Below are 16,079 nucleotides of genomic sequence, written 5' to 3'. Positions count from 1 at the left end.
AGACCCGCCGGCTTGTCACCGGAGTCGACGCCGACCACGTGGGTCGCCTCGCAGACGTCGATCATGGAGCAGTCAGACATTCGTTACCTTCCGCTTCGCTAGCTTTCGCTGTTCTGGTTGGGGTGGATCTCACTCTTGAGGGCGCACACGAGCAGGCCGCGCCCATTGCCTTTGCCAAAGTTGTTCTCGTAGTCACACGTGCAGAGCGTAAGTACCTTCGTGACCGAATTCACCGCCGAGTCGGCGTCCGTCGCGCTCGCACTCGCGCGGGCGAGGAGGCCCTTGAGGTAGGTGTGGAAGTCATCGTCAGACGCGAAGGCGATGGAGCGTGCCTCGGCCTCGGTCGCCGCAGCCTTGTAGAAGAGCAGGGGCTCCAGCTCGTAGGCGGCGTCAGGCGTGACGTACCAAATAGACGAGAAGGAATTCAGGCTGTCCTGGTTCGCAAACTCGTCGATATCCGCGAACATCGACCCGTCATTCAGGTGGTGTCCGTAGATGATGGTCTGGCGATCAACGAGACCAGGGCGGGCGTTGTCGCAGTCCATGAAGATCTGGCCACCAACGGAGTACTCGCCAGATGCCGTCGTGCGGAGGTATTCGTTGTTGGTGTCACCCCGATAGACGGGGTAATCGACATGCGTGCCCGGGATGTACAGCCAGCCCGTTATGTCGTCGTTCACAGCTCGCAGGCCATCCCAGTCGACACTCACCGGGCAGCCGTTGTCGGCCGGATCATCCGAAACGGTCGCATACGCGGCGAGCTTCTCGTTGTTGGCGGCGTTCGCGGCGTACTCCGCCTGGGCGCGCGCATAGAGCACACCGGCGGTAACGAGAAGGGCCACGCCCACGACGAGCAGCACCGTGGAGAGCACGTTGCGGCCCTTGCGCTTTGGCTGCCTCTGCTGCCGGGGAGCTGCCGTGCGACGTGAGGATGACATCCTGGGGCCAGCCGGGAGCGGCTGGACTGTGGCATGACGACGAGCCTGCGCGGGCTGCGCGTCAGTCTTGAAGTGCTTTCCCCTCGATGCGTCTCTAGACACGAAGACTACCGCCTAGGCCTCTGCCATGGCACGCTTGAACTCGACCATCTTCTCGCGCCACTCGGGCATGGTGGCACCGAGGATCTGCGTGGCGTAGATGGCAGCGTTCTTCGCGCCGTTGATGGCGACGCAGGCGACGGGGACGCCGGAGGGCATCTGCACCATCGAGAGGAGGGAGTCCATGCCGCCGAGGTCACTCGTCTTCATGGGGACGCCGATGATGGGCAGCGGCGTGAAGGCGGCGACGACGCCACCCAGGTGCGCGGCCTTGCCGGCTGCGGCGATGATGACCTTGATTCCGCGGTCCGCGGCGCTCGAGGCCCACTCGTGGACCTTGTCGGGCGTACGGTGGGCGCTCGCGATCACGAGCTCATAGGGGACGCCAAGCTCGTCAAGCTGCTTGGTGCATGCCTCCATCACCGGCATGTCAGACTTCGATCCCATGATGATTCCAACAAGTGGCTGCACTGCCATGTGTCGCTCCTCTGGTTGGTTGTATGTGATGCGGGCTTGCCGCAAATTACTAGTATAACCACGATAAGCCCGATAGCGGACAAGCAGCGTGAAGGGCTATCCTGTGATGGCATTATTTAATCTGAGATTTGCGGCGCGTCGCCCAATCTCGCACGCGACCTACCTGGAGAGTCCATGACCTGCGCCCGCGACCTTGTCCTCTATGAACGTCGAGGCCCCGTCCTCCCCCGCGTCGCCGCCGTCCACGACTTGTGCGGTTACGGCAAGTGTTCCCTTGGCATCGCCATACCCGTGCTCTCCTGCGCGGGCATCGACGTGTGTGCCGTTCCCACCTCGCTCTTCTCGGCACACACGAAGTTCGCGGACTTCTACATGCATGACACCACGCCCATGCTCGGCGCCTATCTCGACGCCTGGGCAAAGGAGGGCATCGAGCTCGACGGTATCTACTCCGGATTCCTCGGATCGGCGGAGCAGGTCTCCTATGTTCGCAGGCTCTGGCGCGAGCAGCCGGGCGCGCTTCGCATCGTCGACCCGGTCATGGGAGACGGCGGTAAGAAGTACCGCACCTACACGGACGAGATGTGCGAGGCCACGCGAGCGCTCGTCGCCGGCGCGGACCTCCTCACGCCCAACCTCACGGAGGCCTCCATCCTGACGGGCCTTCCCTACGAGGGGCAGAACGTCGACGAGAACTTCGTGGCTCGCATGGCGTCCTCCCTGCTCGAGATGGGCGCGAAGTGCGTCGTCATCAAGGGCGTCGTGCGCGAGGGCGAGAACGTCATCAGGAACTATGTCGTCTGCGACACCGATGACGCACCCGTCGAGGTGACCGGTGAGCTCCTCCCATACATGATCCACGGCACGGGAGACCTCTTCGCGAGCGCCCTGACGGCGGCCGTCTTCGCCGGCAAGCCCGTGGTCGAGGCCGTGCGGTTCGCCGGCACGCTCGTCAGGGACGCCATGTGCATCACCCCGGCGCAGCCGGATTACGAGCTGCGCGGCGTTAGCTTCGAGTCTGTCCTCGGCGAGGTCACCGCGCTGCTCGATTAACGCCGGGGGGCGCCGGCGCAATGATACGTGGCCGCCGACGCGGACATCGCGCGCTCACCACGCACGCGCTCCGCTCGCCCACCAAACTCAAGCGTCACACGCCCGCGCGCAAAGCGTCCTGGCTAACAAACAAGGCCGCCAGCGGATCATCCCGCTGGCGGCCTTCTCGTGTCTATGAGAGCCGGAACTACTTGCTAGCAGCCTCGGTGGTGGCGGTCTCCGTCGTGGTGGCCTCGGTCGACGCCTCGGCAGTCGTGGCGGCCTCCGTCGTTGCCGGATTGCCAAGCACCGCGTCGAGCAGGTTGCCCTGGACCGTCACCTTGTCGCGGAGATTCTCGGCGGCGGTCTCGTCAAGACCAGTGATCATGCAGTTGAAGTTGAAGCCGCCATTGGGCGACGAGCTCTTCGTCCAGATGAAGGTCGCAAAGCGCTTGACGTTGCCCGTGGGCTTGAGGAAGCCGAAGAAGGTGGACTGCTGGAACTTGCCGGTCTCGCTCACGTGCACGTCGACGTGGTAGACCACCTGCGTGATGTTGGGGTTGAGCAAGGCGTTGACCGAGAGGGCCGCCGCCTGGATCTGGGAGCCGGCGAGGCAGGCGAGCTCATCCTTGCTCGCGGTGTCAACGACGGTGACCTCGATGCGGCCGCTCTCCTCGTTTGCCTCGAGGACCGTGAAGTCCTCCGGGAACTGGGTGAAGCCGTCACCCCACTCGACACCGTTGCGAAGTGCCGAGGTGACCGAGGCATTATCGACCTTGTTGGCGAGCTGCGCGGTACCGGCACGGCGAATGACGCCACACGAGACCTGCGCGATGATCACGACGGCGAGCAGCGCCGCGACGACGAAGAACGCCGCGCGGGACATCGTCTTGCCAACGTTTGAGCCGGAGGGGTCCTCGCCAGAAAGCGGGTCGACATCGACGGCAGCCTTCTTCTGGCGACGACGGCCATGTTCCTTGCGAGCCTTGGAGGCGTTGGTGTGGCCCGTCTCGTCGACGTCGGCGAACAGGGCCTCGACCTCGTCCGGGGTGGGAGCAGTCTGCTTGTTGTCCTTCTTTGCCATGAATCCATCTCCGCTTGGTTCGCCGCCGGGCGGCGCGAGTCAGTGGCAACCAGTATAGGCAGACCCCCATCTAGCCGGGCAAATTCCGCTCAAGCTACATATGGCGGAAGAGAGGACAAAAGCTACGCGCCGGAACCCGAACGGGATCCGGCGCGTCTCAAACGCATCTATGTGGCCGTAGCACCACTATCTACACGGCCTTCGAGCCAAACTGCATGCGATAGTAGCTCGCATACGTACCATCGAGGGCCATGAGTTGCTCGTGCGTGCCGCGTTCCGCCACGCGGCCGTCCGCGATGGTGACGATCTCGTCCGCGTCGCGGATGGTCGAGAGCCTATGGGCAATGACCAGCGTGGTGCGCCCGCTCGCAAGGCGCGCGAGGGACTCCTGAACGGCATGCTCGCTCTCGTTGTCGAGGGCGCTCGTAGCCTCGTCAAGCACGAGAATCTTCGGATTCTTGAGGAAGACGCGCGCGATGGCGATGCGCTGCTTCTGACCGCCGGAGAGGCGGGCTCCGCGCTCGCCCACCTGGGTGTCGTAGCCGTCGGGCATCGCGCTCACGAAGGCGTCCGCATTCGCGAGCCTGGCCGCCTCGCGAATCTCCTCCGCCGTGGCTCCGGGCCTGCCATAGGCGATGTTCTCCGCAATGGTGCCGTCGAAGAGGTAGACGTCCTGCTGAACGATACCCACCGCCTCGCGAAGGCTCTTCTGCGTGACGGAACGCACGTCCTGCCCGTCGATCTCGATCGAGCCCGCCGCCACGTCATAGAAACGCGGGAGAAGGCTGCAGGTAGTCGACTTACCACCACCGGACGGTCCCACGAGCGCGATGGTCTCGCCCGGAGCGATGTCGAGGTCGAGACCACGGATGACCTCCTCCTCTCCGTCATAGGAGAAGCGGACACCCGAGTAGCGGATGTGACCGGCGCTCACCTCGAGCGGCTTGGCATCCGGCGCATCGACGATGTCAGGCACCGTCTCGAGGATCTCGACGAAGCGACGGAAGCCCGCGATGGCCTTCTGGAAGGTCTCCGTGAAGTTGAGGATGTTCTCGATGGGCGTGGTGAGCATCGAGATATAGAGAGCGTAGGTCGCAAGGTCAGCGGCCTGCATCTGGCCCTGCGCAATCAGCCATCCGCCATAGACGAGGACGAGCGTGTTGAGACCGCCCATCATGCAGGAGATGGAGGCCTGATAGCGGCCCATCGCCCTATACATGTCGACCTTCGTGACGAGATACGCGTCGTTGCTTTTGCGGAAACGGTCGCGCTCGACATCCTCCGCGGCAAAGCCCTTCACCACGCGAATACCACCGAGCGAATCCTCGACGCGGGCGTTCACGTTCGAGATTCCCACGCGATTCTTGGTGAAGACCGCCTTCATGTGCGCGTTAGCCCAAGCGTTGTAGGCCACGAGCGCAGCCGTGATCACGGCAAGGACGAGCGTGAGCGGCGCGTTGATGGTCGCCAGGATCACGAAGGCACCCACGACCTCGACAACGCCGATGAGGAGGAACTCTGGGCCATGGTGGGCGGTCTCGCAGATGTCGAAGAGGTCCGACACGAGACGGCTCATGAGGTCGCCCGACTTGTTCTTGTCAAAGAACGAGAAGCTCATGCGCTCGTAGGCGTCAAACAGGTCCTCGCGCATGCGGCTCTCCATGCGCGCGCCCATGACGTGACCCCAAAAGGCCACGAAGTAGCGGCACGCGAAGCGGATGGCGTACATGCAGACGAGACCCGCGGAGAGCATCCAAAGCGCCGCGAGAATGGCATCGGACCCCTCGCGGAAGAGACCCCTCGAAACCATCCTCAGAATCTGGGGGAACGACAGGTCGATCGCAGCAACCGCCAGCGAACAGACGAGGTCGGCCACGAAGAGGTGCATCTCCCCCTCGTAATAAGAGAGGAAGCGTGCGAAGAGGCTCTTGCCGGCCTCCTTTTCGCATGCGGCGTGGTCGCCAGAGGCGCTCGTCACGTCGTCAGTTGATTGCATTGCGTCAGTCCTCCGTTTTGACTTCGGGAGTGAGCCTGTGGGCGACGGCGTCGCACGCGAGCGCGCCAACGACGGTCTTCGCATCCTCGACGCGACCGTCGAGGACGGCGTCCACCAGTTCGCCAAGCTCGACCATGTCAACGTTGATGAACTCGTCATCGTCCGGGTCACTCTTGACGAAGGTGAGGTCCGTCGCCATGTAGAGGTGGATGACCTCGTCCGTGAAGCCGTCCGAGCTGGCGATGCTCGTGAGGTAGGCCATCTTGCCCGCGGCGAAGCCCGTCTCCTCCGTCAGCTCGCGATGGGCGGCGTCGAGCGGGTCCTCGCCTGGGTCGAGCTTGCCGGCGGGAATCTCGACCGTCACGCGGCCGAGTGCCGTGCGGTATTGACGCACCAGGCAGATGCGTCCGTCATTCGTGAGGGCGACGATGGCCACGGCACCCGGGTGACGCACGATGTCGCGGACAGACTCGCGACCGTCAGGAAGCTTCACGTGCAGGCGGCTCACCGAGAAGATACGGCCGGTCCAGGTCGTCTCCTCGCTGAGGGGCACCTCGGCGAGGGTGGCGTCGCGAGGATCGTCATCGCCGCAGACGAAGTGGCGCGTCTCGGGCTCACCACTCGTGTGGTCATGCGTGCGGCGGGCGCCGTCGAAGGTGAACGCCTCCACGGCTTCGTTAAGGCCCTCTTCCTTCTCGCCCATCGCTACACCTCCCACGCGTCGCGACCGCGAAGGGCGCGGGCGCCGATGTCGTGGCGCAGGGTCTTGCCCTCGAAGTTGATGAGCTCGCAGGCCTTGTAGGCGAGCTCGCGAGCGCCCTCGAAGCTATCGGCAACGGCGGTGACGTTGAGCACGCGGCCACCGTTGGTGACGAGCTTGCCGTCCTCAATCTTGGTGCCGGCGTGATAGACGGTCACACCCTCGAGCGCCTCGGCGTCCTCGACGCCGGCGATCTCCTTGCCCTTCTCGTAAGAGCCGGGATAGCCAGCACTCGTGAGAACGACGGAGACGGCCCAATCGTCATCCCAGCTGACATCAGCCTGGTCGAGTGTGCCGTTGTCGCAGCGGCAGAAGACGTCAACGAGGTCGGCCTTCATGCGCGGAAGCACGACCTGGGTCTCCGGGTCGCCAAAGCGGGCGTTGAACTCGAGAACCTTCGGGCCGTCCTTCGTGAGCATGAAGCCGCCGTAGAGGCAGCCAGAGTAGCTGATGCCATCAGCCTTGAGCTGGGCGACGACGCGGCGCTCGATGTCGACCATGGCCTCGTGCTCCTCGGGCGTCACGAACGGCACCGGGGAATAGACGCCCATGCCACCCGTGTTGGGGCCGAGGTCACCCTCGAGGGCGCGCTTGTGGTCCTGGGAGCTCGCGAGGGGGATGACGGTCGTGCCGTCAGTGAGGGCGAGCAGGGAGCACTCGGGGCCCTTCAGCATCTCTTCGACGACGACGGTCGAACCAGCCTCGCCAAAGGTGCCGGAGAAGCACTCGCGAACACCCTCGAGCGCCTCCTCGACCGTCTGGGCGACGATGACGCCCTTGCCGGCAGCGAGGCCGTCGGCCTTCACGACGCAGGGACCGTTGAGCTCGCGGACGTACTCCTCGGCAGGAGCGGCCTCGGTAAAGCTCTTGTAGCGGGCGGTGGGAACGCCGGCGCGCTCCATGACCTCCTTGGCGAAGACCTTCGAACCCTCCATCTGGGCCGCCTCGCCAGAGGGGCCAAAACAGACGATGCCCGCAGCGCGGACGGCGTCAGCGACACCGGAGACGAGCGGAGCCTCGGGGCCAATCACGACGAGGCCGATGCCGTGCTCGGTCGCAAAGCCGGCGACGGCGGCGGGGTCGTTCTGGTCGATGTTCGCGAGCTCGGCCTCGGCGAGGATGCCGCCGTTGCCGGGCGCCGCCCAGATCTTGCCCGCGCGCGGGCTCTCGGCGAGCTTGCGAAGCATCGCGTGCTCGCGACCGCCAGCACCAAGTAGCAGGATGTCGATCGTGTCAGTACCGGACATGGGGCTCCTCTTTCCTGGTAAGTGTTCCAACTCTCTTATCGTAACGCGAACGGCCGGGTACATAGCCCCGGCCGCTCCATTTCTAGCCTGTCTTGTTACGTTAGCCGCGATACAGCATCTCGGTGGGAACGCAGGAGAACGCCACGAGGCCGATGCCGGTGTGCGTCGAGATGACCGGGCCGGCGCTGTAGGTGCCCTGGAGGTCGACGGTGATGCCTCGCTTCTCGATGGCTTCGAGGCACTCCTTGCAGCCCTCCTCGTTGTCAGAGGTGGCAAAAGCCGCGGTAAGCCTCGCACCCGCGCCGTACTTGGCCTCGACGATCTTCGCAAGGGCCTGATACGCGCGCTGCATGCCGCGACCCTTGGCAATGGGCTCGAGGGCACCCTCATCAGTGACGTGGAGGACGGCCTTGATGTTGAGGACCGCGCTCATAAGGCCCTTGGCGCGGGAGCAGCGGCCATTCTTGACGATGTTCTCGAGCGTGTCGAGCACAAAGACGAGAGAGGACTGCTCGCGCAGCTTCTCGAGGTGGGCAAGGGTGTCGTCGAGGGACTCGCCGGCATCGCGCATGCGGCAGGCCTCCTTGACGTAAATGCCCTGCATGGACGTACCGATCTTGGTGTCCCACACGCGGACGGGCACGGGGCTCTCCTGGGCGGCAAGCGCGGCCGAGTTCGCGGTTCCGGAAAGCGCGCCGGAGATGTGGATGGACAGGACCTGCTTGGCACCCGCCTCGGCAAGCTTCGCAAAGGCAGTGGCAAAGGCCGAGGGGGACGGCTGGGAGCTGTGCGGCAGCTCTTCCGCCGCCGCCATCTTGGCGTAGAACTCCTCGGGCTTAATCTCGATCTGGTCGAGGTAGCAACCGTCACCAACGAAGACGTGCAGAGGAACCATCTCGACACCGAGCTCGGCGAGCTCCTCAACGGGGAGGTCGCACGTGCTGTCGGTCACGATCTCGAACTGGTGGTCCATGCTGGTCCTTTCCATTTGCCGGGCCGAGCGGCGCAGCCGAGTGGCGGCACGGAGACTCGTTGTCCGGTGTTTACATAAAAAAAGGGCCCGCCGCGATTGGCGGGCCCGGAATGCTTACTTCCAGTGGCGGTTGATCGTCTGCTCACGATCGGGACCGACGGCGATGAGGGAAACCCTCACGCCGGAGAGCTGCTCGATGAGGTCGATGTAATCCTTGGCCTCGCGCGGCAGGTCATAGAAGCTGCGGCAGCCGGAGATGTCCTCATGCCAACCGGGAACCTCGATGTACTTGGGCTTGGCGTGATAGAAGACACTCTGGTGCTCGGGAACGGTGGTGTACTCGACGCCATCGCACTCGTAGGCGGTGCAGATCTTGATGGTGTCGAGGCCGCCGAGGACGTCGAGCTTGGTGATCGCGAGGTCCGTCAGGCCGTTGACGCGAGCGGCGTAGTTGACGACGACGGCATCATACCAACCGCAACGACGCTTGCGGCCGGTGGTCACGCCATACTCGTGACCCTTCTCGAGGAGGTACTTGCCAACACCCTCGTCCTCGGAGAGCTCCGTGGGGAACGGGCCAGAGCCAACGCGCGTGAGGTAGGCCTTGGCGATGCCGAGGACGCGATCGATGTTGGTGGGGCCAACGCCCGAACCGGTGACGGCGCCACCGGCGGTGCAGTTGGAGGAGGTCACGAACGGGTAGGTGCCGTGGTCGATGTCGAGCATCGTGGCCTGGGCGCCCTCGAACAGGATGTTCTTGCCGTCAGCGAGGAGCTCGTTGAGGAGCTTGGAGCTCTCGATGATGTAGGGGCGGATGCGCTCGGCATACGGGAGGTAGGTCTCGCAGATCTGCTCGACGGTGTAGGTGGGCAGCTCGTAGACCTTCTCGAGGATCGGGTTCGTGTACTCGAGAGCTGCCTCGAGCTTCTCACGGAAGATCTTCTCGTCGAGCATGTCCTGGACGCGAAGACCGGTACGGTTCATCTTGTCCATGTAGCAGGGGCCGACGCCACGCTTGGTGGTACCGATGAGGTTCTTGCCGAGCTTCTTCTCGTGGGCACCGTCGAGGTCCTTGTGGTAGGGCATGACGATGTGGGCGTTGCCGGAGACGCGCAGGCCAGCGCAGTCAATGCCCTGGCCCTGGAGCGTGTCGAGCTCCTCAAGCATGACGGAGGGATCAACAATGCAGCCGTTACCGATGACGGACAGAACGCCGTCATACATAACGCCAGAGGGAATCTGGTGAAGCGCGAGCTTGTGGCCGTTGGCGATAACCGTGTGACCGGCGTTCGCGCCACCCTGGTAGCGGCAGACGCAATCAAAATCACCGGAGACGAGGTCGGTGACCTTACCCTTGCCTTCGTCGCCCCACTGGGAACCAACCAGAACAGTTGCCGACATGAAGAGCTCCTTCTCTTACGGCTTAGCCAACTTGCTAAGTATACGACAGAAAAGGACCCCGGCTAAGCGGGGCCCTTCTTCTACACGTCGTCGTGATGGGTATCGACCTCGAGGAACTTGGTCTTCTCGGCGAAGAAGGCCATGTCGATGATGCCGAGGGGGCCGGAACGGTTCTTGGCGACGACGAACTGCGTGATGCCGTAGTCCGGGCGGTCCTCACGAGCGCCCTCGTCCTCCGTCATCGAACGGTCAAGCAGGATAACGATGTCTGCGTCCTGCTCGATGGAGCCCGATTCGCGAAGGTCAGACAGCTGAGGGCGCTTGCCGTGGTGACCCGTGCGGTCCTCGTTCTTACGCGAGAGCTGAGACAGCGCGATGACGGGAATGCCAAGGTCCTTGGCCATGATCTTGATGCCACGGCTCATCTCGGAGACCTCCGTCGCACGCGAGTCCGCGCGGCGGTTGGGCGGAGGCGAGACGAGCTGCAGGTAGTCGAGGATGACGACGCCCTTTTCCTTGTTGCGGAGCATGCGGCGGGCCTTGGCGCGCACCTCGGTCACCGTGGTGCCAGGGGTGTCATCGATCAGCAGATCGAGCTGCGAGAGGTCTTGCGTGGCCTGGAGGATGTCGTTCCACTGCTCGGGCGCGATCTTGCCGGAGCGGATGTTCTGGAGGGGCACCTGCGAATAGGTGGAGAGCAGGCGCTGGGCGATTTCCTCAGAGCTCATCTCGAGGGAGAAGAAGCAGACGCACGCGCCGCCCTGCGCCATCTGAACGGCAAGGTTAAGGGCGAACGACGTCTTACCGACGCCAGGACGAGCGCCGACGACGATCATTTGGCCGGCGCGGAGGCCGAGGAACATGCGATCCATCGCGGGGAAGCCCGTCTGGATACCAACCGCCTCGTTGCCAACCTGCGAGAGGCGCGAGAGCTCGTCATAGAGGGACACCATCGCATCCTCGATCTTGACGTAGCTCGTCTTGATGTCGCGGTTGGTGACGTCGAGCAGCATCTTCTCTGCGCTGTCGACGACCTCCTTGGTGTCCTCCGGCGCGTTGGCGGCAAGCGTCGCGATCTTGGCCGAGGCATCGATCATCAGGCGCAACGTCGAGTCGCGGTGGAGCATCTCCGCGTGATGGCGCCAGCTCGCGATGGAGAAGGAATCCTCGCCAAGACGCGCGAGGGCGGGCAGACCGCCGGCGCGCTCAAGCTCGCCGGTCGAAGTGAGGTAGTCTGCGAGGGAGATGGGGTCAACGGGGTTGCTACGCTCGAACATCGTCCGCATGGCGGAGAAGATGATGCGGTTTGCGTCGAGGAAGAAGTCTTCTTCCGTGAGTTCGACAAGGGCGTTCTCGAGCACCTCGGGCGAGAGGAGCATTGCGGAGAGAACGGAACGCTCCGCAGCGACGTCTGAGGGCATGGTCTTGATAGAGGCGAACGCGGCCGGTGACGGCGCTGCGTCATACACGATCTCGTCCATGGTCCTCCCTCGTCATCTCAAGTTACATTCATAGCGGTGCGCCCGTTAGGTTACGTTCATAGCGGTTGCGCCCGTGCATCTTAGCCCATGATCGCAATACTTGCAGCATGATTTTTACACCACAACGTCTATGAACAGGACACTGTTGAGAGCTTCCGGCGTTTACCCCTACGAATGCGAGTTTTCACACTTTTCAACAAATTTATCGTGATTCGGCGAAAGGTTATCAACATTGCAGAACACGTGTTCGCTTTGCGGCCAGAAAACGAACAAGATGTCAGGAATTGGGCCTTCTTCCTCGTGTTTTGTGTAATTACGCAGGTAGATGCCTATATCTTATTTATACCTTTTGGAAGGTGCCGCCGCGCTCAACTGGGGTTTTGCAATTGATTGCCTCTGTCGCACCCAGCAGCAGAACGAATACCTGCGTGTTTGCTGTCGAAAAAAGGACCCGCAGTCGAAACTGCGGGTCCTTGCTCATGCTAAGGCATGTTAACGCACCCAAGGTGCGCAGGAGGCTCGCCTACTCGGCAGCCTCGGTGGCCTCAGGGTTCTCCTCGACAGCCTCGGTCTCGACGACCTCAGCCTCGGGAGCCTCCTCGACGACCTCCTCGACGGCCGGCTTGCCGACCTGGAGGTTAAGCTCAGCGGCGATCTCGCGGTACAGGCTCACCTTGACGGTGTGCAGACCGGAGGTCTTGATGGCGCGGTTGAGCTCGATGCGCTTGCGATCGACCTCGACACCGAGCTCGTTCTTGACGGCGTCGGCGACCATCACGTTGGTGACGGAGCCGAAGAGCTGGCCCTCATCGCCAACCTTGGCGTCGATGAGGACGGTCTTGCCGTCGAGGGCGGCCTTCAGGGCCTCGGCATCGGCGATGCGCTTCTCCTCGCGCTTGGCGATGTTGTGACGACGCTCCTCGAGCTGCTTCATGTTGCCCTTGGTGGCCGGCAGGGCCATGCGGTTGGGGAACAGGTAGTTCTCAGCGAACCCCTGGGCGACCTCGACGACGTCGCCCTCTCCGCCCTTGCCCTTGAGCTCACCCAGAAGGATGACTTTCATGGACACTCCTTACTTAGCTGCGGTCGCGACGGCCACCACGGCTGGACACCACGGAAACGGTGTACGGCAGAAGGGCCATCTCGCGAGCGCGCTTGATGGCGTTGGCGATGTCGTGCTGGTGCTGCGTGCAGGCGCCAGTGACGCGACGGGGCTTGATCTTGCCACGGTCGGTCATGTACTTGCGAAGGAGCTGAGTATCCTTGTAGTCGATGAACTCAGTGTTCTCCTTGCAGAACTGGCAGTACTTGCGACGCGGCTGACGCTGGTACTCAGTAGCCATGTCTCAAAACCTTTCTGTTGGCGTGCGGCCGGCTTGCGGCCGGACGCCGGTTCTCTCGGCGACGTGACCCGCGATGCGGGTACGCCAGCCACCTGGTGCTGGGACGATGCCCGGCCTGGGTGGCCTAGAACGGGATGTCCGCGTCGTACACATCCGCAGCGGGAGGTGCGGCGACGGGGACGGTGGCCGGCGCGGGCTGCGAAGCCTGCGGGGCCTGGTAGGGAGCCTGCGGAGCTTGGGGGGCATAGCCACCCTGCTGCTGGTAACCACCGGCGTTGCCGCCCTGACGAGAGCTCATGAATTCGATCTCGTCGATGACGACCTCGATCTTGGAGCGCTTCTGACCGTCACGCTCCCAAGAGCTGTAACGCAGACGACCCTCGATGGCTACCTTGGTTCCCTTGGTAAGGTAGCGCTGAATCGCCTCGGCACGGGTGCCGAACATCACGCAGTCGATGAAGTTGGGGTAATCCTCCCAGTTGCCGGTCTGCGGATTGCGACGACGATCGTTGACCGCCACGCCCAAGTGCAGCACCTGCGTGCCACCCTGCGTGCTGCGCAGCTCGGGATCCCTGGTCAGGTTGCCCGTAATGTTCACTCGGTTGATGCTCACGATTCTCACTACCTTCCACGTGCGGACTGTACGCCCGCTTCCATGACTGACTTACTCGTTCTCGGGACGACGCACGATCATGTGGCGCTTCACAGCATCATTGATGCGGAGAACGCGATCGAGCTCGGCGATCTGCGTGGGGTCAGCGTGGAAGTTGACGAGGGTGTAATCACCCTCAGTGAGCTTGTCGATCTCGTAGGCGAGCTTGCGCTTGCCCCAGTTATCGACGTTGTCGACGGCGCCGCCGTTCTCGGTGATGGCGACTTCGATGCGCTTCATAACACCAGCGCGAGTCTCATCAGTGATCGTCGGGTCGACAAAAAACAGCAGTTCATAAGCCTTCATGTGGTCACCTCCTCTGGGCATGTGGCCTCGGGTCGTGAAGGTTTGCGCCCGAGACAGGAAAGGTTCGGTGGGAAATCATACCACGTCTGCGCCGCCTACTGTTAGGTGCGGGCGCAAAACGCCCGTTTGTCCGCACACAGCGCACACATGTCCAGCTTTTGACTTTGCCCACGCTGACCCCTTTCTTGCCCCAAGGCTAACAGCCAAACCTGACAAATATGGGCATCCAAACCGACAGATACCTGACACCGCAGGTAGAAGTCGAAATCGAAAGCGCAAGATATTCTCGAGGACCTCTCGAAGGCAAATACATGCCGCTCGCCACAAAGAAGGCCCCCGAATGGTCCATCCATCCGGGGGCCTTGGGCCAAACGCTCTAGAAATAGCTACTGCTGCGAGGAATTGGTGGGGTTATCCGTAGGCGATGATTCCGAGGCCCCAGTTCCTTCTTCGGCTCTTGGGCGCACGAGGGGAACGATAACCTCGTCACTCGGCTGAGCCTCCGTCTCCGGCGCTGCGGTCGGGGCAGGCGTCACGTTCGTCGAAGCGACGGTGGGAGCCAGCGCCTGGGTGGGCATGGGAACCTGAGCCGGAGCGGCTCCCATCTGGGCGGAGGCGGGCATTGACGCCTCAGGGTCCTGCGGCGATGGCACAGGAACGGTCGCGGGAGCCGTCGTCTGCTGGCATGCCTGCCCCGCCGGCGCCTGATACGGTTGGGCCGCAGGTGCCTGGTATGGCTGGCTCGTCGTCTGCTGATACGGCTGCGCAGCGGGTGCCTGATAGGACTGATTCGCAGGCGGCGCATATGTCACAGGCGGCTGCTGGGCGGGGTAACCACCGCCGGCACCGGGCGTGGTCGGCGGAACCGTAGACGTGGGGAGAGAGGCGGCCTGCGGAAGGGGGTCACTCGGGCCACCCCAGTGGGCAACGTCAAACTGCCTCATCCAGAGACCAACCGCGTTGTACGAGAGAAGCGAGGTCGCCGCATTCACGACGGACGACAGGTATCCGGCAATCGCGGCAATAGGCATGACGATGCGAAGCATCGCGGTAAGGTGCCTGATAAACATGGCGTCATCAAAGCTACCCGTAGCGGCTCGGGCCATCTTGATGATTTCGGGCAGGACAGAGACGCCTCCCAGCAGCATAAAGAAAATCCAGATAGCGCTGGCGATAAGTCCGCCGACAATCGGAATGAGGACGAAGAAGAACAGGTCACCCGGCGCTCGCTTCACCATCTCGAGAACGCGAGAGGGGTTGAGACCAGCAGAAATCTTGGTGTAAATCGCGGCGCGGAGCACGGCGACATACACCATGAGGATGTAGAAGAGCTGGGCAAGTACAAGCAGGGAACCAATCAAGCTCGCCAGGGCATCCGGGAGCAAGACATCCGCAATGGAGTTCACGATGCCGGCCGCGAGCATCCAAACAAACATCCACACGAAAGTCACCACGAGAGCACGCCAACCGGACGCCAGGCACTCCCCAATGCGCACGCCGCGCTGTTTCGGCGAAGAGTCGATACCCCACGCCGTGAGACGCGCCCACTCAAGGCCATAGCCCACGAGACCAATCAGCCCCACAAACGGAACGAAACTCGCGAGAGCAAGCAACAGGATGACCTTGATCCAGCCCTTGTCACGCGTGAGCATGTCCCAGCTTCTCGAAATGTAATGCGGCTTTCCATCTGCGACGTATGCCATAGCTACCTCCTACGCACGTGTTATGCGCATGAGTATAACCGGGTACAGCGCAAACAAAAAAGGGCCCGGCTCACAAGCGAACCGGACCCTACATTTTCTGGCGGAGAGGGAGGGATTTGAACCCTCGTAACCACAAAGTGGTTAAACGGTTTTCGAGACCGCCGCATTCAGCCGCTCTGCCACCTCTCCAGAATATGAGAGCGGCGCCCGCATAGGACGCCGCGAAAGATTCTGGCGGAGAGTCGGGGATTTGAACCCCGGAGACGCTTTAGACGCCTACACGATTTCCAATCGTGCGCCTTCGACCACTCGGCCAACTCTCCATTAAGCGCGTCGACTATTCTAACCCAAAAATATTGCCCAACACAAGAGAAATTTCTCAGATTCTCAAAGGCAGTCATCAAGACGAGAAAAGCGATCCAACGACAAGCGCCACGACATACCCGTGGACCATACCGCAAGCCGCGACCACACGGACGAGGTTCGCACGCCTCAACATGCTCAGACACAAATCATAACCACCCTTAAAAAGGGTGGTTTGCTCTTAGGGTATAACCCACGGGCCCCGGGCTCGCGTCTAAAGGCGC

General features: G+C 62.6%; 15 protein-coding genes and 2 tRNA genes. 1 reads left to right on the top strand and 16 read right to left on the bottom strand.

What is annotated here, in order from left to right; translation table 11 throughout:
* Nucleotides 1-98: 98 nt before the first annotated feature.
* Nucleotides 99-1,040, bottom strand: coding sequence for a class B sortase (srtB, locus tag Q0H23_RS06930; RefSeq protein ID WP_293836935.1), 942 nt, complete (start codon nt 1,038-1,040; stop codon nt 99-101).
* Nucleotides 1,041-1,052: 12 nt separating this feature from the next.
* Nucleotides 1,053-1,514 (bottom strand): 5-(carboxyamino)imidazole ribonucleotide mutase, encoded by a 462-nt coding sequence (purE, locus tag Q0H23_RS06925; protein WP_293814837.1) that lies wholly within the window; start codon nt 1,512-1,514, stop codon nt 1,053-1,055.
* Between the two features lie 174 nt (nt 1,515-1,688).
* Here purE and Q0H23_RS06920 point away from each other — a divergent pair, with 174 nt between their 5' ends.
* Nucleotides 1,689-2,567 carry a PfkB family carbohydrate kinase gene (locus tag Q0H23_RS06920; RefSeq protein ID WP_293836933.1) on the top strand — a complete coding sequence of 293 codons (879 nt, stop codon included), beginning with the start codon at nt 1,689-1,691 and terminating at the stop codon, nt 2,565-2,567.
* A gap of 187 nt (nt 2,568-2,754) precedes the next feature.
* Here Q0H23_RS06920 and Q0H23_RS06915 read toward each other — a convergent pair whose 3' ends face one another.
* The 14 genes from Q0H23_RS06915 to Q0H23_RS06850 form a co-directional block, all read right to left on the bottom strand.
* Nucleotides 2,755-3,630, bottom strand: coding sequence for a hypothetical protein (locus tag Q0H23_RS06915; protein WP_293836931.1), 876 nt, complete (start codon nt 3,628-3,630; stop codon nt 2,755-2,757).
* 190 nt (nt 3,631-3,820) lie between these two features.
* Nucleotides 3,821-5,518: an ABC transporter ATP-binding protein gene (locus Q0H23_RS06910; RefSeq protein ID WP_293836963.1), complete on the bottom strand. Its 1,698-nt coding sequence runs from the start codon at nt 5,516-5,518 to the stop codon at nt 3,821-3,823.
* A gap of 112 nt (nt 5,519-5,630) precedes the next feature.
* A complete protein-coding gene (locus Q0H23_RS06905; protein WP_293836929.1) occupies nt 5,631-6,329 on the bottom strand; it encodes an NUDIX hydrolase in 699 nt (232 codons plus the stop codon).
* 2 nt (nt 6,330-6,331) lie between these two features.
* Nucleotides 6,332-7,633 carry a phosphoribosylamine--glycine ligase gene (gene purD / locus Q0H23_RS06900; protein WP_293836927.1) on the bottom strand — a complete coding sequence of 434 codons (1,302 nt, stop codon included), beginning with the start codon at nt 7,631-7,633 and terminating at the stop codon, nt 6,332-6,334.
* Between the two features lie 100 nt (nt 7,634-7,733).
* Nucleotides 7,734-8,606 (bottom strand): DegV family protein, encoded by an 873-nt coding sequence (locus tag Q0H23_RS06895; protein WP_293836925.1) that lies wholly within the window; start codon nt 8,604-8,606, stop codon nt 7,734-7,736.
* A 114-nt stretch (nt 8,607-8,720) separates the two neighbouring features.
* Nucleotides 8,721-10,007 carry an adenylosuccinate synthase gene (locus Q0H23_RS06890; RefSeq protein ID WP_293814852.1) on the bottom strand — a complete coding sequence of 429 codons (1,287 nt, stop codon included), beginning with the start codon at nt 10,005-10,007 and terminating at the stop codon, nt 8,721-8,723.
* Between the two features lie 80 nt (nt 10,008-10,087).
* Nucleotides 10,088-11,488, bottom strand: coding sequence for a replicative DNA helicase (gene dnaB / locus Q0H23_RS06885; protein WP_293814854.1), 1,401 nt, complete (start codon nt 11,486-11,488; stop codon nt 10,088-10,090).
* 523 nt (nt 11,489-12,011) lie between these two features.
* Nucleotides 12,012-12,551: a 50S ribosomal protein L9 gene (rplI, locus tag Q0H23_RS06880; RefSeq protein WP_293814856.1), complete on the bottom strand. Its 540-nt coding sequence runs from the start codon at nt 12,549-12,551 to the stop codon at nt 12,012-12,014.
* Between the two features lie 13 nt (nt 12,552-12,564).
* Nucleotides 12,565-12,831 carry a 30S ribosomal protein S18 gene (rpsR, locus tag Q0H23_RS06875; RefSeq protein ID WP_293814857.1) on the bottom strand — a complete coding sequence of 89 codons (267 nt, stop codon included), beginning with the start codon at nt 12,829-12,831 and terminating at the stop codon, nt 12,565-12,567.
* A gap of 124 nt (nt 12,832-12,955) precedes the next feature.
* Nucleotides 12,956-13,444: a single-stranded DNA-binding protein gene (ssb, locus tag Q0H23_RS06870; RefSeq protein WP_293836923.1), complete on the bottom strand. Its 489-nt coding sequence runs from the start codon at nt 13,442-13,444 to the stop codon at nt 12,956-12,958.
* A gap of 51 nt (nt 13,445-13,495) precedes the next feature.
* Nucleotides 13,496-13,789: a 30S ribosomal protein S6 gene (gene rpsF / locus Q0H23_RS06865; RefSeq protein WP_293814859.1), complete on the bottom strand. Its 294-nt coding sequence runs from the start codon at nt 13,787-13,789 to the stop codon at nt 13,496-13,498.
* Nucleotides 13,790-14,175: 386 nt separating this feature from the next.
* A complete protein-coding gene (locus Q0H23_RS06860; protein WP_293836921.1) occupies nt 14,176-15,492 on the bottom strand; it encodes a DUF4013 domain-containing protein in 1,317 nt (438 codons plus the stop codon).
* Nucleotides 15,493-15,590: 98 nt separating this feature from the next.
* Nucleotides 15,591-15,681 (bottom strand) — tRNA-Ser (locus Q0H23_RS06855).
* Between the two features lie 43 nt (nt 15,682-15,724).
* Nucleotides 15,725-15,815 (bottom strand) — tRNA-Ser (locus tag Q0H23_RS06850).
* Nucleotides 15,816-16,079 lie beyond the last annotated feature (264 nt).

Source organism: uncultured Parolsenella sp., from assembly GCF_934660935.1.
Taxonomy (GTDB): domain Bacteria; phylum Actinomycetota; class Coriobacteriia; order Coriobacteriales; family Atopobiaceae; genus Parolsenella.
Note: the sequence above shows the minus strand (reverse complement) of the source record. Positions and strands in the feature narration are given on the sequence as shown.